This is a genomic window from Cohnella massiliensis, assembly GCF_900169535.1.
Classification (GTDB): domain Bacteria; phylum Bacillota; class Bacilli; order Paenibacillales; family Paenibacillaceae; genus Cohnella; species Cohnella algarum.
Map to the genome: position 1 here is coordinate 412,261 of NZ_LT821258.1, position 22,554 is coordinate 434,814.

General features: G+C 55.9%; 16 protein-coding genes, 16 tRNA genes and 2 rRNA genes. 3 read left to right on the forward strand and 31 right to left on the reverse strand.

Annotation, left to right across the window (positions count from 1 at the left end; translation table 11 throughout):
* Window positions 1–2: 2 nt before the first annotated feature.
* The gene (locus tag B7E11_RS11510) at window positions 3–1,193 is read right to left on the reverse strand and encodes an acyl-CoA dehydrogenase family protein (RefSeq protein ID WP_080834492.1); all 1,191 of its coding nucleotides are present in this window, start codon (window positions 1,191–1,193) and stop codon (window positions 3–5) included.
* A 304-nt stretch (window positions 1,194–1,497) separates the two neighbouring features.
* Here B7E11_RS11510 and B7E11_RS11515 point away from each other — a divergent pair, with 304 nt between their 5' ends.
* Window positions 1,498–2,118, forward strand: coding sequence for a TetR/AcrR family transcriptional regulator (locus B7E11_RS11515; protein WP_080834493.1), 621 nt, complete (start codon window positions 1,498–1,500; stop codon window positions 2,116–2,118).
* Window positions 2,119–3,084: 966 nt separating this feature from the next.
* Here B7E11_RS11515 and B7E11_RS11525 read toward each other — a convergent pair.
* The 20 genes from B7E11_RS11525 to B7E11_RS11620 all read right to left on the reverse strand — a co-directional run bounded on the left by B7E11_RS11525 (window position 3,085) and on the right by B7E11_RS11620 (window position 12,029).
* Window positions 3,085–3,170 (reverse strand) — tRNA-Leu (locus B7E11_RS11525).
* Window positions 3,171–3,177: 7 nt separating this feature from the next.
* Window positions 3,178–3,254 (reverse strand) — tRNA-Arg (locus B7E11_RS11530).
* Between the two features lie 15 nt (window positions 3,255–3,269).
* A tRNA-Cys gene (locus B7E11_RS11535) sits at window positions 3,270–3,343 on the reverse strand.
* Window positions 3,344–3,356: 13 nt separating this feature from the next.
* Window positions 3,357–3,431 (reverse strand) — tRNA-Gly (locus B7E11_RS11540).
* Between the two features lie 70 nt (window positions 3,432–3,501).
* Window positions 3,502–3,576, reverse strand: a tRNA-Gly gene (locus tag B7E11_RS11545).
* A 4-nt stretch (window positions 3,577–3,580) separates the two neighbouring features.
* Window positions 3,581–3,655: transfer RNA gene (locus B7E11_RS11550), tRNA-Gln, on the reverse strand.
* A gap of 21 nt (window positions 3,656–3,676) precedes the next feature.
* A tRNA-His gene (locus B7E11_RS11555) sits at window positions 3,677–3,752 on the reverse strand.
* Window positions 3,753–3,775: 23 nt separating this feature from the next.
* Window positions 3,776–3,849 (reverse strand) — tRNA-Trp (locus tag B7E11_RS11560).
* Between the two features lie 11 nt (window positions 3,850–3,860).
* Window positions 3,861–3,944: transfer RNA gene (locus B7E11_RS11565), tRNA-Tyr, on the reverse strand.
* Window positions 3,945–3,963: 19 nt separating this feature from the next.
* Window positions 3,964–4,039: transfer RNA gene (locus tag B7E11_RS11570), tRNA-Thr, on the reverse strand.
* Between the two features lie 21 nt (window positions 4,040–4,060).
* Window positions 4,061–4,136, reverse strand: a tRNA-Phe gene (locus B7E11_RS11575).
* 10 nt (window positions 4,137–4,146) lie between these two features.
* A tRNA-Asp gene (locus B7E11_RS11580) sits at window positions 4,147–4,223 on the reverse strand.
* 34 nt (window positions 4,224–4,257) lie between these two features.
* A tRNA-Met gene (locus tag B7E11_RS11585) sits at window positions 4,258–4,334 on the reverse strand.
* Window positions 4,335–4,432: 98 nt separating this feature from the next.
* Window positions 4,433–4,507 (reverse strand) — tRNA-Glu (locus tag B7E11_RS11590).
* 6 nt (window positions 4,508–4,513) lie between these two features.
* Window positions 4,514–4,606 (reverse strand) — tRNA-Ser (locus tag B7E11_RS11595).
* 3 nt (window positions 4,607–4,609) lie between these two features.
* Window positions 4,610–4,685, reverse strand: a tRNA-Asn gene (locus B7E11_RS11600).
* 109 nt (window positions 4,686–4,794) lie between these two features.
* Window positions 4,795–7,839, reverse strand: a 23S ribosomal RNA gene (locus B7E11_RS11605).
* A 376-nt stretch (window positions 7,840–8,215) separates the two neighbouring features.
* Window positions 8,216–9,767, reverse strand: a 16S ribosomal RNA gene (locus B7E11_RS11610).
* The 16S and 23S rRNA genes sit together here with 16 tRNA genes alongside, the layout of an rRNA operon.
* A gap of 438 nt (window positions 9,768–10,205) precedes the next feature.
* A complete protein-coding gene (locus B7E11_RS11615; protein ID WP_080834497.1) occupies window positions 10,206–11,009 on the reverse strand; it encodes a hypothetical protein in 804 nt (267 codons plus the stop codon).
* Between the two features lie 129 nt (window positions 11,010–11,138).
* Complete coding sequence (locus tag B7E11_RS11620; protein WP_176220700.1) at window positions 11,139–12,029, reverse strand: nucleotidyltransferase-like protein; 891 nt, start codon at window positions 12,027–12,029, stop codon at window positions 11,139–11,141.
* A 162-nt stretch (window positions 12,030–12,191) separates the two neighbouring features.
* Here B7E11_RS11620 and B7E11_RS11625 point away from each other — a divergent pair, with 162 nt between their 5' ends.
* Entirely contained in the window at window positions 12,192–12,557 is a 366-nt protein-coding gene (locus tag B7E11_RS11625) for a DUF2614 family zinc ribbon-containing protein (protein WP_080834500.1), read from the forward strand.
* A gap of 51 nt (window positions 12,558–12,608) precedes the next feature.
* Here B7E11_RS11625 and B7E11_RS11630 read toward each other — a convergent pair whose 3' ends face one another.
* From B7E11_RS11630 to gatC, 7 genes are all read right to left on the reverse strand, one after another.
* Entirely contained in the window at window positions 12,609–14,324 is a 1,716-nt protein-coding gene (locus B7E11_RS11630; RefSeq protein WP_080834503.1) for a glycosyl hydrolase family 18 protein, read from the reverse strand.
* A gap of 137 nt (window positions 14,325–14,461) precedes the next feature.
* Window positions 14,462–14,893: a Fur family transcriptional regulator gene (locus B7E11_RS11635; RefSeq protein WP_080834505.1), complete on the reverse strand. Its 432-nt coding sequence runs from the start codon at window positions 14,891–14,893 to the stop codon at window positions 14,462–14,464.
* A 72-nt stretch (window positions 14,894–14,965) separates the two neighbouring features.
* On the reverse strand, window positions 14,966–15,535 hold the full coding sequence (locus B7E11_RS11640; protein WP_080834507.1) for a hypothetical protein: 570 nt from the start codon (window positions 15,533–15,535) through the stop codon (window positions 14,966–14,968).
* 141 nt (window positions 15,536–15,676) lie between these two features.
* Window positions 15,677–16,147 carry a GNAT family N-acetyltransferase gene (locus tag B7E11_RS11645; RefSeq protein ID WP_080834508.1) on the reverse strand — a complete coding sequence of 157 codons (471 nt, stop codon included), beginning with the start codon at window positions 16,145–16,147 and terminating at the stop codon, window positions 15,677–15,679.
* Window positions 16,148–16,232: 85 nt separating this feature from the next.
* On the reverse strand, window positions 16,233–17,675 hold the full coding sequence (gatB, locus tag B7E11_RS11650) for an Asp-tRNA(Asn)/Glu-tRNA(Gln) amidotransferase subunit GatB (RefSeq protein ID WP_080834510.1): 1,443 nt from the start codon (window positions 17,673–17,675) through the stop codon (window positions 16,233–16,235).
* Between the two features lie 22 nt (window positions 17,676–17,697).
* Entirely contained in the window at window positions 17,698–19,149 is a 1,452-nt protein-coding gene (gatA, locus tag B7E11_RS11655; RefSeq protein ID WP_080834512.1) for an Asp-tRNA(Asn)/Glu-tRNA(Gln) amidotransferase subunit GatA, read from the reverse strand.
* 30 nt (window positions 19,150–19,179) lie between these two features.
* A complete protein-coding gene (gene gatC / locus B7E11_RS11660; RefSeq protein WP_080834515.1) occupies window positions 19,180–19,467 on the reverse strand; it encodes an Asp-tRNA(Asn)/Glu-tRNA(Gln) amidotransferase subunit GatC in 288 nt (95 codons plus the stop codon).
* Between the two features lie 199 nt (window positions 19,468–19,666).
* Between gatC and B7E11_RS11665 the strand changes: the two genes are divergently transcribed.
* Entirely contained in the window at window positions 19,667–20,758 is a 1,092-nt protein-coding gene (locus tag B7E11_RS11665) for an EAL domain-containing protein (RefSeq protein WP_080834517.1), read from the forward strand.
* A 59-nt stretch (window positions 20,759–20,817) separates the two neighbouring features.
* On the opposite strand, the gene B7E11_RS11670 is transcribed toward B7E11_RS11665, so the two are convergent.
* From B7E11_RS11670 to B7E11_RS11680, 3 genes are all read right to left on the reverse strand, one after another.
* The gene (locus B7E11_RS11670; RefSeq protein ID WP_080834519.1) at window positions 20,818–21,198 is read right to left on the reverse strand and encodes an ATPase; all 381 of its coding nucleotides are present in this window, start codon (window positions 21,196–21,198) and stop codon (window positions 20,818–20,820) included.
* A 258-nt stretch (window positions 21,199–21,456) separates the two neighbouring features.
* A complete protein-coding gene (locus tag B7E11_RS11675) occupies window positions 21,457–21,855 on the reverse strand; it encodes a hypothetical protein (RefSeq protein ID WP_080834523.1) in 399 nt (132 codons plus the stop codon).
* Window positions 21,856–22,022: 167 nt separating this feature from the next.
* Window positions 22,023–22,505: a hypothetical protein gene (locus tag B7E11_RS11680; RefSeq protein WP_080834525.1), complete on the reverse strand. Its 483-nt coding sequence runs from the start codon at window positions 22,503–22,505 to the stop codon at window positions 22,023–22,025.
* Window positions 22,506–22,554 lie beyond the last annotated feature (49 nt).

Below are 22,554 nucleotides of genomic sequence, written 5' to 3' on the forward strand. Positions count from 1 at the left end.
AATCAGCCGTAGACCGGCGATGGATACTCTCCGTTCAAAAGCCAATGGCCCACGCTGCGAAGCTTGTACTCGACCGGGTCGTGCAAGGTATGGGTGCGGACGTTCCGCCAGAAGCGGTCGAAGCCCTGCGTCACGGTCGCCGAACGGGCCCCCATTACTTCGAAGATCCGGCTGGTCACTTCCAGCGCCGAATTGCCGGCGAACACGTTAGCCGCGCCGACGAGCACGGCTGTCTCTCCCCGCTCCTCGAAGGTAAGCGAGTGGCCCCGGCTCCAGACGACGTCAAGCTTCTCCATCGCCCGGTCGGCGAGGCTGGCCGCCGCGACGGTCTGCGTCCACAGCTCGCCGTACTGCCGCCGAATCCACGGATCGTCCGTCGCCTTCTCGACGCCGGAAGCGATCCATGGCCGCGACTTCGTCTGCGTATACTCGCAGGCTTCCGCAATCGCCCCTTCCGCGATTCCGACATAGACATTGGTCAGCACGGATTTGGAGAGGACCGATGTCAAGGTCGCGAACGCCGATTGGGAGTGTTCGGTCGACTGCAACAGCTCGTCCTCCTTGAGAACGACATGTTCGAACTGCACGGTGCCGCTCCCCGTCTGGCGCTGCCCGATGCCGTCCCAATCGTCGTGGACGGTAACCCCGGGCTTATCCGTCGGAATGACGCCGAACAGAAGCTCTTCCGTCTCTTCGTCGCGCCAGGTGATGACAAGCCTGTTCGATCCGGGCGAACCGGAGGAGAAGCCTTTGAGCCCGTTCAGGATCCAGCACTTCCCGTCCCGCCTCCCCGTCAGCCGCCGGTCGCCGTAATTAACCGAGTTGCCCCAGAACCACCGTTCGCGCACGGATTCCGTGAGCAGCGTTTTCGCCTGTTCCTCCGTCCCCTTCCAACGCGGCGCCGCCAGATTGATGCAGTGAAACCCGTAAAGATGGGCGATTGAGGCGTCCGCTCTCGCCAGCACTCGTACGATCTTCAGGAGAACGGACCAAGCCTGCTCTTCCCCTCCATAGATCCGGGGGATAGAGAGAGTGAGAAGCCCGCTCTCCCGCAGCCAGCCAATTTGTTCAAGCGGAGCCCCTCCCCTCCGATCCCTCTCCTTCGCGTCCGCCGCCAATCGCCGAGCCAGCTCGGCCGCCATATCCAGATAGGCTTGGGAAGGCGTTCCAAGGTCGGATTGCTGTACGCTCATCGTTTTCCAACTCCTGATTTCAATTTAATATATTCCTATTTAGTTAGTCGGTTTTGTGTTATCATTATAGCAATTTAAAATCTAAATACAACAAACATTTCCATTATTAACGTTGTTTTCCCAACGATTTGAACTTATATGTCGGGTAACGTTAAGAAGACCAACGGAGCTGCCGTTATCGTCTTCCTCTCTCGCAACCTTGCCGGAAGCGGCATCGAACCGAGAGGACGCAGCGGCGAAAATCGTTGTTTTTCCGACACATTATGGAAATCCGTTGTATATCGACCGCTAGGAGAATGTGAGAATGGGAAACGTCAAGCCTATCGACAGAAGAATCTTACGCACCCGGGGAATGATCGGCGATGCCTTCCTGGACGTACTGGCGGAACGCTCCTTCGATTCGATCAGCGTTCTGGACGTTGCCGAACGAGCCAACATCAACCGTTCCACCTTCTACGCCCACTATCGGGACAAGGAAGAGTTGCTCGAATCGATGATCGAAGACAAGCTCCAGCTTCTGACTGACTCTCTGAAGGCGGAGGCGTTGCGCGCGGCTTCCCCGGTCGGAGGCGGCGCCATTCCGGACGAGCCGGACTCGTTCCTCGTCACGCTGTTTCAGCACATCTTCGAGAACGGCAAGTTCTATCGGATTCTGTTCTCCCAAGAGGGACTGCGATTCGCCGAGAAACTGTACGACCGGGTGCGTGAAGGTCTGTATACAAGGATCGCGGGGCTGCATATGGAGCAGAAACTGCTCGTTCAGATGGATATTTTGCTCGATTACTCGTCTTCGGCGATCGTAGGCATTGCTAGGAAGTGGCTTGAGAACGGGATGGTCTACTCTGCAGCTTACATGGCTCTTCAGCTCTCCCGTATCGCTGCGCTCGGTACCGATCAAGCTATGGGCGTGCATATGGAACGGTAGGAGCGTAATTTGGAGGGAGCAGAGAGGAATGAATAGCGATGAGTGCGCTAAAATCAATGAATTCGGATTTAGTTTGATTAGCTATGATCTTGGCCAAGTAACGATACGATCGCGCAGTTGGGAAGCACCTTATAAATCGTTCTTCACTTTAAGCGTCTCAAGCTTCTCGCCGTCCGGGTTCAAAAACACGCTTCCAGTTCTTCCAAATTGACGTCAATACTGACAAATAGCTTTAAGTAATTCCTTTCCGTAAGAGATTCAGAGAATAGCCTCTTCGGGATGCCTCCGGCGCACTCGCAGATCAGTCACCCGTCGAACGCTGGAAAGACAAATTCGACCGGTACGGCATCGGCGGACTCAATTTCCTGACCGGCTGGTCAAACGAAGAGCCCGCTGTGTATTGCGGCTCGAGTGCAGTCACCCCGAGGAGAACCGTCGTATGAATACCTGAGCTCGGCCGTTCCTCCTTACGCAGCCCCTCGGTGATGTTCTGCGGACAAATCGTTGCCGCTGCATACGGCAACTGCAGGACATATCCAATACGTTCCGATTGCCGTCCCCTCATTGCAGGCCGCACTGCCGTGAACCCGTAAAGGACACCTTTAATATTGACATGAACCATGCCGTCCTATTCCTCTAATTACGCGTAAACAAGACAGAGGCATGACGCCGACGTTGTTGACCAAAACATCGCTTTGTCCGAACTCCCTGGCATACAAAACGCTGATAAGTTGTCCATTCATCCCCGAACGCAGTCCCATATATTCGGCAATGTAGCTGTAGACGGCGAACCTGGAGGCACAAATGAAACACGAGGCGCCGCTATTCAGCACCAAGCCGGTTTTCGCAGTATGTCAAGCCGATCTCCAATGGAAATGCGTTTCTCAATGATATATTGCTCGCAAAAATATAAAAAAACCCTGAAATCAATTTCCATTGATCTTCAAGGGTTTTTGTCGTTATGTATGGTGCTGGTGAAGGGACTTGAACCCCCACTCCGTCGCCGGAAGCGGATTTTGAGTCCGCCGCGTCTGCCATTCCGCCACACCAGCATATAGGTGGCGCGCCCTAAGAGATTCGAACTCCTGGCCTTTAGATTCGTAGTCTAACGCTCTATCCAGCTGAGCTAAGGGCGCGCGTATGAAATTGTATGGAGGCGCCACCCAGATTCGAACTGGGGGTAAAGCTTTTGCAGAGCTCTGCCTTACCACTTGGCTATGGCGCCGAGATCAAACTAATGGAGCGGACGAAGGGATTCGAACCCTCGACCCTCGCCTTGGCAAGGCGATGCTCTACCACTGAGCCACGTCCGCAAAAACGGGTGGGATCTAGGATTGAACCTAGAAGTTCGACGTCCGATCGCATACGGATCGGCTTTGTAAATGGAGCGGACGAAGGGATTCGAACCCTCGACCCTCGCCTTGGCAAGGCGATGCTCTACCACTGAGCCACGTCCGCAAAATGGCTGGGGATCTAGGATTCGAACCTAGGAATGACGGAGTCAAAGTCCGTTGCCTTACCGCTTGGCTAATCCCCAACGCGTTTTCATTTAAATAACTGGGGCGACCGATGGGACTTGAACCCACGAATGCCGGATCCACAATCCGGTGCGTTAACCCCTTCGCCACGATCGCCATATTTTAAGTATATCCAATTTTGGCAGGGGCAGCAGGAATTGAACCCACACTAACGGTTTTGGAGACCGCTGTTCTACCTTTAAACTATGCCCCTAAAAAGGTAAGTGGTGGAGGGTGATGGATTCGAACCACCGAACCCGAAGGAACAGATTTACAGTCTGCCGCGTTTGGCCACTTCGCTAACCCTCCATGTTCCTATCGCAAAACATGGTGCCGGCGAGAGGACTTGAACCCCCAACCTACTGATTACAAGTCAGTTGCTCTACCAATTGAGCTACACCGGCATGTCTTAATGAACCAGTAAATGGTGGCTCGGGACGGAATCGAACCGCCGACACGAGGATTTTCAGTCCTCTGCTCTACCAACTGAGCTACCGAGCCTTAGTTGCAATGGCGGAGCTGACGGGATTCGAACCCGCGGTCTCCTGCGTGACAGGCAGGCATGTTAGGCCTCTACACCACAGCTCCACATATTCTCGGATGGCTCCGAAGGTAGATCATTTGGTTGCGGGGGCAGGATTTGAACCTGCGGCCTTCGGGTTATGAGCCCGACGAGCTACCGGACTGCTCCACCCCGCGTCGTTAAACATTTCCTTTAAAGGCGACTAATATATCATAACCAATCGCCCATCGTTTTGCAACCCTTTTCTTTTGTGCGATGTTAGCCAAAAAGAAAGTGGTGACCCGTAGGGGATTCGAACCCCTGTTACCTCCGTGAAAGGGAGGTGTCTTAACCCCTTGACCAACGGGCCATGTGCTGGCGGAGAGAGAGGGATTCGAACCCTCGAGACGCTTGTGACGCCTACACGATTTCCAATCGTGCTCCTTCGACCAAACTCGGACATCTCTCCAAATGGCTCCCCGAACAGGACTCGAACCTGTGACAACTCGATTAACAGTCGAGTGCTCTACCGACTGAGCTATCGGGGAATGTAAAGGAAATCAAAGCTTGCGCCTTGATAACCGGATACGAAACGATTGCGCATGGTTGTTTGCTGGCTTGCTTCCCGTCTGCTCCATGCCCGCAGGCGCTTCGCTTTAGGATAAGCCCTCGACCGATTAGTACTCGTCAGCTCCACACGTTGCCGCGCTTCCACCCCGAGCCTATCAACCTGGTGTTCTTCCAGGGGTCTTACGAATTGGGAAATCTCATCTTGAGGCGGGCTTCGCGCTTAGATGCTTTCAGCGCTTATCCCTCCCGCACTTGGCTACCCAGCCATGCTCCTGGCGGAACAACTGGTACACCAGCGGTGCGTCCATCCCGGTCCTCTCGTACTAAGGACAGCCCCTCTCAAATTTCCTACGCCCGCGACAGATAGGGACCGAACTGTCTCACGACGTTCTGAACCCAGCTCGCGTACCGCTTTAATGGGCGAACAGCCCAACCCTTGGGACCTACTTCAGCCCCAGGATGCGATGAGCCGACATCGAGGTGCCAAACCTCCCCGTCGATGTGGACTCTTGGGGGAGATAAGCCTGTTATCCCCAGGGTAGCTTTTATCCGTTGAGCGATGGCCCTTCCATTCGGTACCACCGGATCACTAAGCCCGACTTTCGTCCCTGCTCGACTTGTAGGTCTCGCAGTCAAGCTCCCTTATGCCTTTGCACTCTTCGAATGATTTCCAACCATTCTGAGGGAACCTTGGGGCGCCTCCGTTACATTTTGGGAGGCGACCGCCCCAGTCAAACTGTCCGCCTGACACGGTCCCTTCACCGGATTCACGGTGACAGGTTAGAACTCCGATACGATCAGGGTGGTATCCCAACGGCGCCTCCATCGATGCTTGCGCACCGACTTCTCAGGCTCCCACCTATCCTGTACAGACCGTACCAAAGTCCAATATCAAGCTACAGTAAAGCTCCATGGGGTCTTTCCGTCACGTCGCGGGTAACCTGCATCTTCACAGGTACTAAAATTTCACCGGATCTCTCGTTGAGACAGCGCCCAAGTCGTTACGCCATTCGTGCGGGTCAGAATTTACCTGACAAGGAATTTCGCTACCTTAGGACCGTTATAGTTACGGCCGCCGTTTACTGGGGCTTCGGTTCACAGCTTCGGATTGCTCCTAACCGCTCCCCTTAACCTTCCAGCACCGGGCAGGCGTCAGCCCGTATACTTCGCCTTGCGGCTTCGCACAGACCTGTGTTTTTGCTAAACAGTCGCTTGGGCCTCTTCACTGCGGCCCCCTCGGGCTATTCACCCTACCGAGGCACCCCTTCTCCCGAAGTTACGGGGTCATTTTGCCGAGTTCCTTAACGAGAGTTCTTCCGCGCGCCTTAGAATACTCATCTTGCCTACCTGTGTCGGTTTGCGGTACGGGCACCTTCGCCTGGCTAGAGGCTTTTCTCGGCAGCGTGAGCACGGAACCTTCGGTACTGTGATTTTCCCTCCCCATCACAGCTCAGCCTTTTCGATGCGCGGATTTGCCTACGCATCAGCCTCGCTGCTTGGACGAGCATATCCATCAGCTCGCGTTCTTGCCCTCCTGCGTCCCCCCATCGCTCGTAACGGCTTACGGTGGTACAGGAATTTCAACCTGTTGTCCTTCGACTACGCCTTTCGGCCTCGCCTTAGGTCCCGACTTACCCTGAGCGGACGAACCTTCCTCAGGAACCCTTAGGCTTTCGGCGGACAGGATTCTCACCTGTCTTTTCGTTACTCATACCGGCATTCTCACTTGAATGCAGTCCACCGGTCCTTCCGGTCCGACTTCAACCCGCATTCAACGCTCCCCTACCCAGTTCGTCGTCTTCACTTCACCCTGGTGTGTTTAGCTGGGGCATTTGGGTCAGAATCTTTGAACAACCTTTACGGTTGATTCTGACCAAATGTCCCGGTTCTACCAGAACAAAGTGAAGACGACGACCTGCCATAGCTTCGGTGGTGTGTTTAGCCCCGTTACATTTTCGGCGCAGAGTCACTCGACCAGTGAGCTATTACGCACTCTTTAAATGGTGGCTGCTTCTAAGCCAACATCTTGGTTGTCTTCGCAACTCCACATCCTTTCCCACTTAACACACACTTGGGGACCTTAGCTGATGATCTGGGCTCTTTCCCTCTTGACGACGGATCTTAGCACTCGCCGTCTGACTCCCGAGTATACATCTGTGGCATTCGGAGTTTGACTGAACTTGGTAACCCTTGGCGGGCCCCGCACCCAATCAGTGCTCTACCTCCACGATGCTCAACCTCGAGGCTAGCCCTAAAGCTATTTCGGGGAGAACCAGCTATCTCCGAGTTCGATTGGAATTTCTCCCCTACCCCCACGTCATCCCAGAACTTTTCAACGTTCATGAGTTCGGGCCTCCAGTAAGTGTTACCTCACCTTCACCCTGCACAGGGGTAGATCACACGGTTTCGGGTCTACGCCTACGTACTCAATCGCCCTATTCAGACTCGCTTTCGCTTCGGCTCCGCTTCTCCAGCTTAACCTCGCACGTAAACGTAACTCGCCGGTTCATTCTACAAAAGGCACGCCATCACCCCTAGATCGGGCTCTGACTTCTTGTAAGCGTACGGTTTCAGGTTCTTTTTCACTCCGCTCCCGCGGTGCTTTTCACCTTTCCCTCACGGTACTGCTTCGCTATCGGTCGCCAGGGAGTATTTAGCCTTGGCAGATGGTCCTGCCGGATTCCCACGGGGTTTCTCGTGTCCCGCGGTACTCGGGATCCGTCTTGGAGAGAGCAGACTTTCGGCTACAGGGCTTTTACCTTCTTTGCCGGGCCTTTCCAGACCTCTTCGCCTAACCTGCTCTTTTGTAACTCCGTATAAGACGTCCCACAACCCCAGGGAGCAAGCTCCCTGGTTTGGGCTAATCCGCGTTCGCTCGCCGCTACTGACGGAATCACTGTTTTGTTTTCTTCTCCTCAGGGTACTTAGATGTTTCAGTTCCCCTGGTATGCTCCCTCATGAGCTATGAATTCACTCATGGGTGACTGTGCATTACCACAGCCGGGTTTCCCCATTCGGACACCCCCGGATCAAAGCCTGCTTACGGCTCCCCGAGGAAATTTCGCTGTTCGCCGCGTCCTTCGTCAGCTCCTGGCGCCTAGGCATCCTCCGTACGCCCTTATTAGCTTAACCTCTCGGTCAGCTTGCCATTTTCACTTCGAGTACCTTCGTACTCTCCGCTCAACAACACATAAGGTCATTAGATGATCTTCTTTTGCGCTACAACTAACCGCTACCCAGCAGCGTTCGCTGCGTGTCGGTTCGTTGCTTTCGTTTCGTATCCAGTTGTCAAGGTACAAGCTGCAACCGTTACCCAGCGGCGTTCGCCGCGTGTCGGTTGTCAGCAAATCCCCATCGCCAATCGGCGACAGAAGATCATCTTATCACATTGTCCTTCCGCTCTCAAGACGCAAATCTTTCCAGCGAGGCAAGCGATAGGATTGAAGGATTCCTCCTTCAAAACTGAACTCGAGCGTAATCGGACTTTATTCCCCGAAGGGTTCCTTAGAAAGGAGGTGATCCAGCCGCACCTTCCGATACGGCTACCTTGTTACGACTTCACCCCAATCATCTACCCCACCTTCGACGGCTGGCTCCTTGCGGTTACCCCACCGGCTTCGGGTGTTGTAAACTCTCGTGGTGTGACGGGCGGTGTGTACAAGACCCGGGAACGTATTCACCGCGGCATGCTGATCCGCGATTACTAGCAATTCCGACTTCATGCAGGCGAGTTGCAGCCTGCAATCCGAACTGAGACCGGCTTTTTAGGATTGGCTCCAGGTCGCCCTTTCGCTTCCCGTTGTACCGGCCATTGTAGTACGTGTGTAGCCCAGGTCATAAGGGGCATGATGATTTGACGTCATCCCCGCCTTCCTCCGGTTTGTCACCGGCAGTCACCTTAGAGTGCCCACCCAAAGTGCTGGCAACTAAGATCAAGGGTTGCGCTCGTTGCGGGACTTAACCCAACATCTCACGACACGAGCTGACGACAACCATGCACCACCTGTCTCCTCTGTCCCGAAGGAAAGGCCTATCTCTAGACCGGTCAGAGGGATGTCAAGACCTGGTAAGGTTCTTCGCGTTGCTTCGAATTAAACCACATACTCCACTGCTTGTGCGGGTCCCCGTCAATTCCTTTGAGTTTCAGTCTTGCGACCGTACTCCCCAGGCGGAGTGCTTAATGTGTTAACTTCGGCACCGAGGGGTGGACCCCCCCAACACCTAGCACTCATCGTTTACGGCGTGGACTACCAGGGTATCTAATCCTGTTTGCTCCCCACGCTTTCGCGCCTCAGCGTCAGTTACAGTCCAGAGAGCCGCCTTCGCCACTGGTGTTCCTCCACATCTCTACGCATTTCACCGCTACACGTGGAATTCCGCTCTCCTCTTCTGCACTCAAGTCCCCCAGTTTCCAGTGCGTCACGGGGTTGAGCCCCGCACTTAAACACCAGACTTAAAGAACCGCCTGCGCGCGCTTTACGCCCAATAATTCCGGACAACGCTTGCCCCCTACGCATTACCGCGGCTGCCGGCACGTAGCTAGCCGGGGCTTTCTTCTCAGGCACCGCCATCGAGATAGCAGCTAAATAGCCCTTATTCTTCCCTGGCAACAGAGCTTTACGACCCGAAGGCCTTCCTCACTCACGCGGCGTTGCTCCATCAGGCTTTCGCCCATTGTGGAAGATTCCCTACTGCTGCCTCCCGTAGGAGTCTGGGCCGTGTCTCAGTCCCAGTGTGGCCGTTCACCCTCTCAGGTCGGCTACGCATCGTCGCCTTGGTGAGCCGTTACCCCACCAACTAGCTAATGCGCCGCAGGCCCATCCCTTAGCGACAGATTGCTCCGTCTTTCCCAGCTCGCTCATGCGACCAAGCTGCGTATCCGGTCTTAGCATTCGTTTCCGAATGTTATCCCAGGCTAAAGGGCAGGTTGCCTACGTGTTACTCACCCGTCCGCCGCTAACCTTCTTAAGTAGCAAGCTACCTAAAAAGATCCGCTCGACTTGCATGTATTAGGCACGCCGCCAGCGTTCGTCCTGAGCCAGGATCAAACTCTCCATAAAGGGACTTTTGACGGCAGGGTTCCCAAAGGAAATCCCGATAGTCAAAATGTCCAACTACTTTATTGAAGAGCCCTTAGGCTCAAAAAGTTATTGCTGGTTTGTCTCGCACAGGCTCAAAGCCTGCATTCGACTTGTTTCCAATTACGCTCGATGTTCAGTTTTCAAGGAGCAATCGCGTTAGCCCGAAGGCCTTCGCTTTCGCGTCGCCGTCGTAACAGCGACTTAATTAATATATCACATTCGCCCATCTGATTGCAAGAACTTTTTTTAAAAAATTTTGTTCTTGCTTTTCAAGCACCGCTTGCGCGTTGCCGTCTCTCAGCGGCGAAAACTAATTTAACACATCTTCTATAGGTTCGTCAACGCCAAATTCGACAAAATAAAAGATCTTATTTTTCAGTCTTTTGCAGCTTCCGGAGTCGATTGCTTTTTGCCGCTTTACCTCATGTCGATCGTTTGAATGCCTTCGCTCAACGTGGCCAGATAAAGACTACCGTCGCGGATATGCAAATCCGTTACCGGCCCGCCCAGGTTCACCGACAGAAGAGAGGGCTGCCCCCGCAAAATATCCATTCGATATAATCCCCGATCGGCGCAAACGTAAACGGAACGATCGCACATCACCGTATTGAAGATGAAGATGCCGGGAAACTTAATTTTATCGAAGCCGCCTTTTTTGTTGCCCAGCATCCATTCCCCGTGCTCGGTCACGCCGAACAAGCGTCCGCCGAATACGCCGAGGCCTGTTATTCTGGTACCCAACGGATATTCCTGCCAAGCGCACGTCAGGCGGTCGTACATCGCGATTCCCCACTCCATCGCAAGAAACAGATAGTGGGGCGTGTACAAAAAGTCATAAACCGGGGAATAGGAAAAAGCCGCGCTTTTCCAGCCCTTTTCGGTGAGACACCATAATCCGTGCGAAGTAGCCGCGAAAGCGGAATGGCCTACATCCCGGTACTGATAACACGTCATCGGCATCTCCATCGGCCTCCAGCTTTCCCGCTCCAGCTTGAACATCCCCTGATTCGTGCAGGCAAACAGGGTTTCGCCCGACAGTTGAAGCCGATTCACATGCGTCTGCGTAGGCAGACCTATCGCCATGGACGCCCATTCCCCGCCCTGCGCCGCTTTCCAGATCCCTCTCCCGGCGGGTGCGGTCACGATTGTTCGATCTTTAAGAACTTTTACCGACGATTGATGAAACAACAGTTCTTCCTTTAACGGCTCATTGCCCTTCATCTTATAGTCAACTCCAACGGAGAAAATGATGTATCCTCACGATAATGAGAATCGTTATCATTTATTATAATTCGACTTTCCCTCTTATTCAAGAAAAAACCGCCAGACCGAGTCTGACGGTTGCTTTTCCTATCCCACGCGCTCCGCGGTATACCGGATTTCGCACAAGCCGCTGACAGGCTCGCGAACCGATTTGACGACTTCCCGGGCATATCCGCGCTTCACAAGCTTGAACAGCAAAAGCTCAAGATCGATCGGCAGCCCCGAAAGCTCCGGATGATGCATCAAATCCGCGGCGCTCCAGCCGTCCGAACGGCTGCCGAGCAGACGCAGCAGCAAGATGCACGAGGATTTCATCTTCGTCAGCAGCGAAAATTCGCAAGCCAGCATTGCGAGCCGCACGCGCTGCTCCTCGGTTTCCTCGTTGGCCGTCAATTCCTCGTACAGCTTGTACACCCCCGGATTAATCCGTTTGACATGCTGCCAAACGTCCGGTTCGGGACCTTTTCTTTCCTCGATGAGGACGAGATTCGCCCAGTGCTGCAAGCACAGCAGGACATGCCCGTACGCGTCCATCACCGATCCGTCCTGCAAATACCGCTTCGTCAGCGAATACGTTTTCGCAAAGCACGAAAATTCGCAAAGCAGCTTGCGTTCCTTGATCGAGGCCGGCCACATTCGGATCGATTCCCTCATCCGCTCGAGGTCGCCGTCCTGGTCAAGCAGCACTTCGCCGCCGGCCAGCCACTGGATAATTCCGGTTATTTCCCCGTGACGGATTTCGTCTTCCAGCGCGTCCTTCGTCAATCTGCGGACGAGAATTCGCGTCCCTCCCCACATCCAATGCTCCGTATCCCGTTTGTCCGCGAGTTCCTCGTATACGGCGAGAACGAGACGGTCCATGCCGTCCATGAGAGTGTGATGAGCGGATGGGTCCGACACCAGAACAAGACCGGTCAACCCTTTCTCACGAGCGAACAAATCCGTATAGAATAAACCGCTTGCATCCAAACGACTCACGACCGGCACCGCCTTTGTGCGCGCCAAACCGCTTGTATTCGAGGACAAGTGGCCCGTACGCAAAATGTAAGCTATAATGAGAGGGCGAATGCATTCTTTCTTCTACATAACGGCTTCGGTTTCCTGCCGAAGCTTCATTAAAGATGACGGGAGCAGACGAAAATGAAAATGAAAGCAAGCAAAATTACGACCCTGAGAACATGGGCGCTTCTCGCCGTGTTCATTGGCTTGGGGCTAATGGTGTTCGGCACGAGCGGCATTCTGATGTTCGGGCAAGTCGGCAAAATTATCGCGGGCATCTTCATGGTTTTCGGTTTGATCGCCTGCATGGCCAGCATGATCGTTTATTTCTGGGTCGGCATGCTGTCCACCAACGCGCCGGTCATCGAATGCCCCGAATGCGGCAAACGGACGAAAGTGCTCGGACAAACGGACCGTTGCATGTACTGCCATACGATTTTGACCTGGGACCCGGCGCAGGCGACAAGCGGCGTCGAAGCCCGGGAACAGCCGGCCTCCCAGGCCTAACCGACAAAGAGCGGACAGGAAATCGAATTTCCGGCCCGCTCTTTTTTCATTTTACGGATGGCTTTGCAGCGTCTCATCCAGCGCTTTCCAAATGTCGGACGATTCGAAGCCTCTCCGCCAGGTGGCCGCGCCGGCCAAGTCGTATTTTTTGACCAGCTCCGCCCGCGCCTTGATGGAAGTCGCATCCTCGATCCAGATTTTTTTCGTCGCGCCGTCTTCCTTATATTCCACGTAATGCTGCCCCGTCTCCGACGAGAACGTCGGCGTCAGCTTTTTCTCCTGCAACAGTTCGTTGACCGCGTTCATGCTCATCGTTTTGGACGAGACGCTCCCGTCCGCCGCGACCGTCCATAACCGGGTATACAGCGGCATGCCCAAGATAAGCTTGCTCTTCGGAACCGAATCCTCCTCCAGAATCCGTTTGACGGACGCTTCCGCCCATGGCAAGGAGGAGACCGATCCGGCCGTCGGGCTCGACGCCCAATGCTCGTCGTACGCCATCACGATCAAATAGTCCGTGCTTTCGGCCAACCGCTTACGATCGAGAAACGCCGACCACATTTCGCTGTTCGACTTCGGCGTGACGTCGATGGAGGAAACGAGGCCCTGCTCGTGAAGCAGCGGCGTCAGTTCCCGCATGAATTGAACGAGATTGTCTTTGTCTTCCGTGTACACATTTTCGAAATCGATATTGATGCCCTGCAGACGGAACGTCTTGGCATAAGCAAGCAATTGCTGAATCATTTTCGTTCTCGTTTCATATGAAGCGAGCGCCTCGGTCGTGCGATCCGGTTCGAAACCGTTGCTGAACAATCCCCACACCTGCATGCCCCTGTTTCGGGCCCACTCGGAATACCCCGCGTCGGCGATGCTTTTGATCGTTCCGGCGCCGTCCTGCAATTCGAACCAGGTCGGGCTGACGACATTGACGCCGGTCAGCTCGCCGATCTCGGATGTATCGGGGTTCGCGGAATAAACGGCCTCCCACGTCAAATTGATGCGTTTGCCGGCCAGCTTCCAGGCGACGAACGGTTCCTCTTCGGCCGCGGGCGCAATCTGCTCCATGTCCGCCAGATTGGCGTCGCGCTTGTCCACGTAACCGATATGTCCTTCGGCGGATTGGGCTCTGTACCAGCCTTCCTCCTCGCCCCAAATGACAAGGGTCGAGCCGGGCTGCAAATCCTCGACAATCGGTTCCTTTTTGCTGGGGCCGCTGCGCAGCTTAGCCCCGGATTTTTTATCGGGAACCAGCGCATGCTGCAAAGACGAATTCGGCATCGCGAGGGTGACGATTCCGCTTGACGCCCCCGTCTCCGCCCGGATTCCGAACAGCTGCTCCAGCGGAGCGAAGGGCAAATACAGCTCGTCTTCTATCGTTTGCGCGGCAAACGTTAACGGGAACGGCTGGCGGTTTAACGTCGCGTCCAGCTCCCCGGTCTTGAAATGAAGCACTTTCGACTCGGTCGTCAGGATGATGGATCCGCTTTCTTCCTCGTAATGAACGCCGTCCCCGAGCAGCTGATCGGCTATCTTCATAGGGATCAGCAATCCGTCTCCTTCTCCTTGCGCGTAAGCGTCCAGCCATTGTCCGTTCATCATGATCGGGCCGGGCTTGTCCATGTATTCGAGCGTTGCGCGGCTTTTGTTCGGTTGGTTGACCCCCCACCAGACGACGGCGGCGGATGCTGCCAAAACAAGCAGCAAAAACAGAAAAACCGGCCCCCGTCTCTTCCGCTTGCGGCGTCCGGTCATCACTGTCGTATTCAAAAGTTCACTCTCCCATTTCTACGCATTGTTAGGTTCTCTCTACGTTTGGACGAACGAAACGGCTGTCCGGTTGCAATCAAAAACGCGCGTAGGCTCCACCCTCCGCGCGTCTATGCGAATAATCGCTTTAGTCTTCGTTAAGCCCGCATTGCCGCACAGGTCGGACAAAGCCCGTAAACTTCCATGCGGTGCCCATGAATATGAAACCCCGTACGCTGGGCCGCGGCTTGCTCCACTTCCCGAAACGGCGGATGCTCGAAATCGACGATCACACCGCAGCTCGTGCAAATGGCGTGATAATGGTCGGACAGATCGGCATCGAACCGACTGGAATCGTCCCCATACGTCAGCTCCCTGACAAGGCCGGCATCCACGAACAATTTCAAGTTGTTGTAGACCGTCGCCACGCTCAAGCTCGGGTATTGGGGCGATAACGACTGGAAAATATCATCCGCGGTGGGATGCTCACGCGACTCCATCAGAAACTGAAGAATGGCATACCGCTGCGGCGTCATCCGAACCCCTCCGGATTTGAGCTGGTCCACGGCGTGATGAACCCTGGAATCCATGCTCTTCACAGCCTTTCAATAAGTTAAACTTATTGTACGTGTAAATTTTCCGGATTGTCAATGGAAGAAGCTTCAGTCGCGGCCGTCCGCGCGCACCCGCCGTTCCCGAAACCACAAGTAAACGCCGCATCCGATCAAAATCGCGCCGCCCATCAGCGAGCCTCCCTCGGTCATGAGCTTGCGAGGCCATTCGAAACCGATCGAAGCGAGCAGCACAAGTCCGCCTGCGGCAAGCAAAATGAGCCCCGTCCCGCCGGCCGTCGCTTTCGGCGCCTGGTAAGCCTGTTTTGCTTCGGCAGCGGCGGGCGGAAGGCCGTTCCAGCCGTTTTCGCCCGGCCAGCCGTAGCCTGCCGGTCCAGCGGCCGATCGGTCGTTGACCATTTCGGCGCTTTGCAGCGCATCGAACAAATTGTAAAAATAAATAATCGGAATCAGCAAGCTCAGCAGCACGATCGACAGCACGTTGTCGCCGAATTCCATGGAAACGAAAACGATGCCGCAAATATTGAGCGCCAGCAGCATCATGATCGCCACGCCCTTCTGCATAAGCCCAAGGTACATATGCCCGATGCCCGGGACGAACATCGCCAGCAGGCCGGCCAGCCATTTTCTTTTTTTCCGGTAAGGGACGGACTCGTTCATCTTTGAAACCTCCTGATTATGATCGCCGCGATTTCGACGCCGGCGCTATATTTTTCCGCCTTCCTGCGCTTTCCCTAGTGTACAACGCTGGAATCGCGACCGGCAACGGCTTGTTGACGGGGCTTGAAACCCGACTAAAGTCTAAGGTTGCTTCCCGCGTTCTTTGACCATTCGAACAAGCGAGATATCGGGAAGGGGTTCGATTTTTCCGTACGGAACGAAGCCGAGCTTCCGGTACAGCCCGATCGCGGGACCGTTTCTCCTTTCGACGGAAAGCTCGAATCTCCCGGCATCGGCGTAAAGGTTCAGAACATGCTCCAAAAGCCGTTTTCCGATGCCCTGGCGAAAATATTCCGGGTGGACCATCACCCGGCAAATCGTGACGACGCTCTCCGCTTCTTTCGCCGAAACGGCGCCGACCAGTTCCCCTTCCTCGTTCCGGCAGCCCCAGAACGTTTCCCCGCTCCCCCGCAGGGAGGCGATCGTATCCAGCAGCGGCGGCAGATCGGCAACTCCGATCGCCGCGGCTTCCACTCGGTATGCGGCAAGCTGCAAGCTCCACAACTCCTCGGCGGTTTCGTAATCCCGCAAATGCAATCGCTCGACGTTCACTCGCCCTCAGCCTCCCTGAAATCGCAAAAAACGGCAAGCCCGAACCGGAATCCGAGTTGCCGTTTTATTGCCGTTTGCGGTTTGATCAACCTTTAAGCCGTTCCAATAGAAGCTTGTTGACAAGGCCCGGATTGGCCTTGCCCTTCGTTTCTTTCATGATTTGGCCGACGAGGAATCCGATCGCCTTGTCCTTGCCGCCACGGTAGTCCTCCACCGATTGCGGGTTGCGGGCGATGACGGCGTCGACGATTGCCACGATGGCGCCCTCGTCGCTGATTTGCACAAGACCCTGCTCCTCGACGATTTTTTGCGGGGAGCCGCCGGTTTCAAGCATCGTCTTGAACACGGTTTTGGCGATTTTGCTGCTGATCGTCCCTTTTTCGATCAGGCCGATCATTTCGCCCAGCCCTTGGCCGGTGATTTTCACGTCGTCGAGCTCCAGGCCGTTCGCGTTCAAATAGCCGAGCAGGTCGCCCATGATCCAGTTCGCGGAAGCTTTCGCGTCGCTCGTGTATTTCAGGCTTTCTTCGAAGAAGTCGGCCAGCTTTTTCGAGGCGGTCAGGACGCCGGCATCGTAGGACGGCAATCCGTACTGCTGCGTATAGCGGGCCTGGCGGGCATCCGGAAGCTCCGGAATGGACGCCCGCACGCGGGCCTTCCACTCGTCGTCGATATGCAGGCGCACCAGATCCGGATCCGGAAAATAGCGATAGTCATGCGCGTCTTCCTTGCTCCGCATGCTGAGCGTTTTGCCTTGAGCCTCGTCCCAGCGGCGCGTTTCCTGGACGATGCGCCCGCCGGATTCGAGCACTTCGGCTTGCCGCATTTGCTCGTATTCGAGCCCGCGCTGCACGCCGCGGAACGAGTTCATGTTTTTGAGCTCGGTTTTCGTGCCGAATTCCTGCTGGCCGCGCGGACGAAGGCTGATGTTCGCGTCGCAGCGAAGCGAGCCTTCCTCCATTTTCACGTCGGAAACTTCGCAGTACAGCATGATCGCTTTCAGCTTTTCCAAATATGCTTTCGCTTCTTCGGGCGAACGGATGTCCGGCTCGGACACGATTTCGACGAGCGGCGTGCCCACGCGGTTGAAGTCGGCGAGCGAGCCGAAGCCGCCGTCGATATGCGTCAGCTTGCCCGCATCCTCTTCGAGATGAAGCCGGGTAATGCCGATGCGTTTCGTTTTGCCGTCCACTTCGATATCGATCCAGCCGTTGCTTCCGATCGGCTGATCGTATTGCGAAATCTGGTACGCTTTCGGCGAATCCGGGTAAAAATAGTTTTTGCGGTCGAACTTGCACCATTCGGCGATTTCGCAGTTGATCGCCATCGCCGCCTTCATGGCGTATTCCACCGCCTGGCGGTTCAGCACCGGCAGAACGCCGGGATGGCCGAGACAGACGGGACACGTATGCGTATTCGGCGGGGCGCCGAAGGACGTCGAGCAGCCGCAAAAAATTTTCGACTTCGTATGCAGCTCGACGTGGACTTCTAGCCCGACTACCGTTTCGTATGGGGAAAGGATGGACATTCGTTGCTCCTCCTAAATTCGATTACAGCGCTGGGCGCAGCTTGTGGTGATCCGTGTGGCTCTCGAAGGCGTGCGCCGCGCGCAGCACCGCCGCCTCGTCGAACGGCTTGCCGATGATTTGCAGCCCGACGGGCAGTCCGTCCGCAAGTCCGCACGGAACGCTGATCGCGGGCACGCCGGCCAGGCTGACCGGAATCGTGCAGATGTCGTTCAAATACATCGTGAGCGGATCGCCGACCTGCTCGCCGATTTTGAAAGCCGTCGTCGGAGCCGTAGGTCCGATAATCAGATCGAATTTCTCGAACACCCGGTCGAAATCGCGTTTGATCAGCGTGCGCGCTTGCTGGGCCTTCTTGTAATAGGCATCGTAATAGCCGGAGCTGAGCGCGTACGTGCCGAGCATGATGCGGCGCTTCACTTCGTTGCCGAACCCCTCGCTGCGCGAGCGGCGGTAAAGCTCCATCAGATTGTCCGGATCGTCCGCCCGGACGCCGTAGCGGACGCCGTCGAACCGCGCCAGGTTGGAGGATGCTTCCGAGGAAGCGAGCAAATAATAAGCGGCGACGGCGTATTCGGTATGGGGAAGCGACACTTCCTCCCATGCGGCGCCGAGCGACTCGAACGTTTTCAGCGCTTCCATGACGCGCTGCTTGACGGCGGGATCGATGCCCTCGCCGAGATATTCCTTCGCCACGCCGATGCGCAAGCCTTTGACGTCGCCGGTCAGCGCCGCCGCGTAATCCGGAATTTCGACGTTGGCGGAAGTCGAATCGCGCGGATCGTGCCCGGCGATCGCCTGCAGCGCGTAAGCGGCGTCTTCGACGTTTTTCGCGATCGGCCCGATTTGGTCGAGCGAGGACGCGAACGCCACGAGCCCGAAGCGGGACACGAGCCCGTACGTCGGCTTCAGGCCGACGACGCCGCAATACGCGGCCGGCTGGCGGATCGAACCGCCGGTGTCGGAGCCGAGCGTAAAGTAGACCTGGCCCGCCGCGACGGCCGCTGCGGAGCCGCCGCTGGAGCCGCCCGGAACCCGCTCCGTGTCCCACGGATTGCGGGTCGGCTTGAAGGCGGAATTTTCGGTGGAGCCGCCCATCGCGAACTCGTCCATATTCAGCTTGCCGACCGTCACCGTTTGCGCTCCTTTGAGCTTCATGACGACCGTCGCGTCGTAAATCGGATCGTAGTTGGACAAAAACCGGCTGGCACACGTCGTGCGCAGCCCTTCGGTCACGATGTTGTCCTTGATTCCGATCGGCAAGCCGTACAGCAAGCCCGAATCGGCGGAGCCGGATTCGTCCAGCCGACGGGCTTCGCGGCGGGCGTTCTCTTCGTTCAACGCCAAAAAGGCGCCGACCCGCTCCTCCGTCTCGGCGATCCGTTTGAACGAAGCGTCGACGAGCTCGGATACCGACAGCTCCTTTTTGCTGAGGAGCTGACGGACTTCATGCAAGCGCTGATTCAACAACGACAAAATAAGTTCCTCCTTAACCTCGCGGTTTGACTATTCCAAAACGGACGGAACCTTGAACTGTCCGTCTTCTTCTTCGGGGGCGTTGGCCATGACCTTCTCAATCGGAAGCGAAGGCGCGACCTCGTCCTCGCGCATGACGTTGTAAAGCGGCAGCACGTGGCTGGTCGGTTCGATTCCGTCCGTGTCCAGTTCGTTCAGCTTTTCCGCATATTTCAAAATGGCGCTCAACTGGCCGGCGAACTGTTCCTTCTCTTCGTCGGTCAGCGTCAGCCGGGCCAGATTGGCGACGTGTTCGACGTCTTTGGCGCTAATGCTCATCTTTCTTGTTCCTCCTCGCGTGGGGCTCCGATCATTCTCATTATTATATCGGACAACCGGTTCGAACTCAATGAATCGTTGCTCCGAAAGCGATTTGCGCCGTCCTCCGGTTCGCCCGGGGACGCTCCGGTTTCATTTCGGATGAATCGGGTAATAATAGGGTGACTTGAATTCGGATGATACGGACGGAGGGAGTTTCATGCGAAAACACCATGTCTGCAACCGGCGGCTGCCGCTGCGCGAAGCCGGCATGCTCGAGTTCGCTTCGGACGATCCCGAAGTATGCGCCGTATTGGACGAGCTCGCGACGCAGACAAACGGCGGCTCGAACGAAAAAGTCTGGGCGGCGACGTACGAGGAGCCCGCGCCCTTGCTCCGCCTCGTCACCGACCTGCAGCGCCGGCTCGCGCCGGAGCAGTACCGTCATCTGCGCTGCAGAATTACGTACGAGGATGGAGAACCCGAACCGTTGCATTCCGCGGATAAGGATCGCCTTGCCTCGTACGAGGACGGAGAAGGCTGGGAGTCGGTCGAATTTTTGTTTTCGCGAATCGGGAACGACCGAATTTCCGATTTGATTTTGCATCGCCGCTTCACGAGTTTCATGCAGCCGATCGTACGCCCGGACGGCGACCTTTTCGGCTATGAATTTTTGCTGAGGCCGCTGCCCGAGCATCCCCCGTTCCGGCCGGCGGAATTGTTTTCGATCGCCCGGGAAGCGGGCCTGCATTCGTTCCTGGACCGGGAAGCCCGCAACTCGGCCATTCGGGTCGCCGCCCGCCATGCGCCGAACGGAGTCAAAAAATTCGTCAACTTCCTTCCTTCGTCGCTCGAGCACCCGTCGGCTTACTTGAAGCCTACGATCGGCCTGATCCGCGAATACGGGCTGGATCCCGCCGATTTCGTGTTTGAAATCGTCGAAACCGAGGAGCTGAGCGACATTCGCCATCTTTCCGGCATTTTCGACGCTTACCGCGAACAAGGCATTCGGCTCGCGATGGACGATTTCGGGGAGGAAGATGCCGCAAGCGAAACGCTGGAAATCTTAAGACCCGAGTACGTCAAGCTCGACCGAAGCCGGGTTCAGGGCTGTCATGCGAGCGGCTTCAAACAAGAGCAAATCGACCGAACGCTCGAGCGCGCCTTCCGGTTTGGCGGGACCGTGCTTGCGGAGGGAGTCGACGACGAGCGGGATTGGCGCTATTTGCGCGATAGCGGCATCGCGCTGCTGCAAGGCTATTTTTTCGGAAAACCTTCTCCCGTTCCGATTCCCGCCCTCGTCGGCGTTTAAATAAAAACAGGGGCGAACCGTCCGCCGTCCCGGCGGCGCGATTCGCCCCTGCGCGCTGATCATATCCACGCTTTCAAATTGACCTGACGAATAAATTCGTCGCGGCTCATCACTTCTTTGTCTTCTCCATCGTCTTCCGCGGACGTTGCGTCGCCGTTCATGACGCGCCTGAACAGTTCCTCGTTGCGCGTCGCCAGCGCGAAGTCGATGAGCGCCTCCCGCTCGATTCGCTCCGCTTCCAGCTCCAGCAGCTTTTCTTCCCGCTCGATGTCCCGGGCCGAAACGTAAAATTGGCGGTTTGCTTTCGGTACCCGGATAATATAATCAAACACGCTGTCGTTGTTTCGGTCGTACGCGATGATGTATCCGTAATCTCCCACGGGAAGATTCTGTTCGAAACTGTCGCTTAGGATGACGATTTTTTCCCCCAGCTTCATCATGTCGTTCCCCTCCCCCTGATGAAAGCGCTGATGCTTCTATCCTACTAGATAACGGAGAGCATTTGCAAATTTCCCGCTTCGTTCGTTCTTCTTCGCCTCTTGCTTTCATATATATTCGCGCCGTCCGCATGGAGCACTAACTAACTTTAAGTAAGCACAATATATACTTATTAAGTTGCGCTGTCAAGATGCGATTCGAAACGGATGCGAATGCCCGCGGCCATCGAGGGGGAGGGCCGTCATCGGGCGTTTTTCGGCTCAGCCAAAGATCGCGACGATCAAGCAGGATAAAAAAGCGATTCCGGCCAGCGGCGTCATGATCCGTTTTTCTTTCTTGCTTTTGGATAGGGAATTGGCTATCGTATTCAACCCTAAATAAACCGTAAAAAACCATAGCAAACCGCGGGACCACTTTGCGTTCAGCCATTCGGGAATGATGGCCGCCCGCTGCAAAACGACCAGTCCGAAAAAGAGGATGACGCAGGCGGACAGAAAACTGAGCAAACGGAATGGTTTCGGCAAAATCCCTTTGCGATATCCCCCCATCGTCAGTTCTCCCGAAGCCAACCCGAGCGCAAGCAGGATTTGAATCGCAAAAATGACCAGAAACACGACCGCGCCGATGACCGCCGCCGCTCGAACGAGCTGTTCGTCCAATATAGAGCCCTCCCGACCGTTTGTCTGTTCCGAATGACTTTCATCCCGTAGTATAGCCTATGACCGCCGGACCGGGCTCAGTCGGCGGAACGAGATTTGCCGCCAAATTCAAAAAAGCGGGACAGGAACCGTCTCCTGCACCGCCGACTTGGACCGAACGCGCGAACTCAATAAACGAGCTCGGCCGATCCTTTCAACTCCCATTCGATCGGCGCGAGCACGCCGAACAGCCTCGGGTAGGCCACATGGGCGATCAGCACGACCCCCGGCCGCCGCAGCGTCACTTCGAAGCCGTACTCCGCGTTGACGTAAGTGTACGGAAAATCGACGTCTTCATTGATGACGCGGAACTCCCGGATTTCGACCGGCTCCCGAAGCATGCTGCCGGGCTGCGGGGACAAGTCGCCGAGCAGCCGAAGATTCGTCCGCAAATAGGAAAGAGCCTCCGCCGAGGCCGCTTCCGCATCGATCGAAACGATCCCCTGCTCGAGCTTGTCCCGGTCCAATTGCTGGGCGGCGGCATGCGCGGCCCGATTGACGGCTCTCTTTCCTTCGTACAGCATGCCGATCGCCATTTCCTCGTCGAGCTGCATTGCGTGCAGCATCCACCATACGACGATCATCAGCACGCTAAAAACGAGCTTGTGCATGGGCTCCCTCCGCAACGCCTTGGCAATTATCGTTCGCCTGTCTTCGCCT

Bases quoted from the DNA above. Each gene is read 5' to 3' on its own strand.
- B7E11_RS11510 (WP_080834492.1), bottom strand. From the start codon at position 1,193: ATGAGCGTACAGCAATCCGACCTTGGAACGCCTTCCCAAGCCTATCTG.
- B7E11_RS11515 (WP_080834493.1), top strand. From the start codon at position 1,498: ATGGGAAACGTCAAGCCTATCGACAGAAGAATCTTACGCACCCGGGGA.
- B7E11_RS11615 (WP_080834497.1), bottom strand. From the start codon at position 11,009: ATGAAGGGCAATGAGCCGTTAAAGGAAGAACTGTTGTTTCATCAATCG.
- B7E11_RS11625 (WP_080834500.1), top strand. From the start codon at position 12,192: ATGAAAATGAAAGCAAGCAAAATTACGACCCTGAGAACATGGGCGCTT.
- B7E11_RS11635 (WP_080834505.1), bottom strand. From the start codon at position 14,893: ATGGATTCCAGGGTTCATCACGCCGTGGACCAGCTCAAATCCGGAGGG.
- B7E11_RS11640 (WP_080834507.1), bottom strand. From the start codon at position 15,535: ATGAACGAGTCCGTCCCTTACCGGAAAAAAAGAAAATGGCTGGCCGGC.
- gatB (WP_080834510.1), bottom strand. From the start codon at position 17,675: ATGTCCATCCTTTCCCCATACGAAACGGTAGTCGGGCTAGAAGTCCAC.
- gatC (WP_080834515.1), bottom strand. From the start codon at position 19,467: ATGAGCATTAGCGCCAAAGACGTCGAACACGTCGCCAATCTGGCCCGG.
- B7E11_RS11665 (WP_080834517.1), top strand. From the start codon at position 19,667: ATGCGAAAACACCATGTCTGCAACCGGCGGCTGCCGCTGCGCGAAGCC.
- B7E11_RS11670 (WP_080834519.1), bottom strand. From the start codon at position 21,198: ATGATGAAGCTGGGGGAAAAAATCGTCATCCTAAGCGACAGTTTCGAA.
- B7E11_RS11680 (WP_080834525.1), bottom strand. From the start codon at position 22,505: ATGCACAAGCTCGTTTTTAGCGTGCTGATGATCGTCGTATGGTGGATG.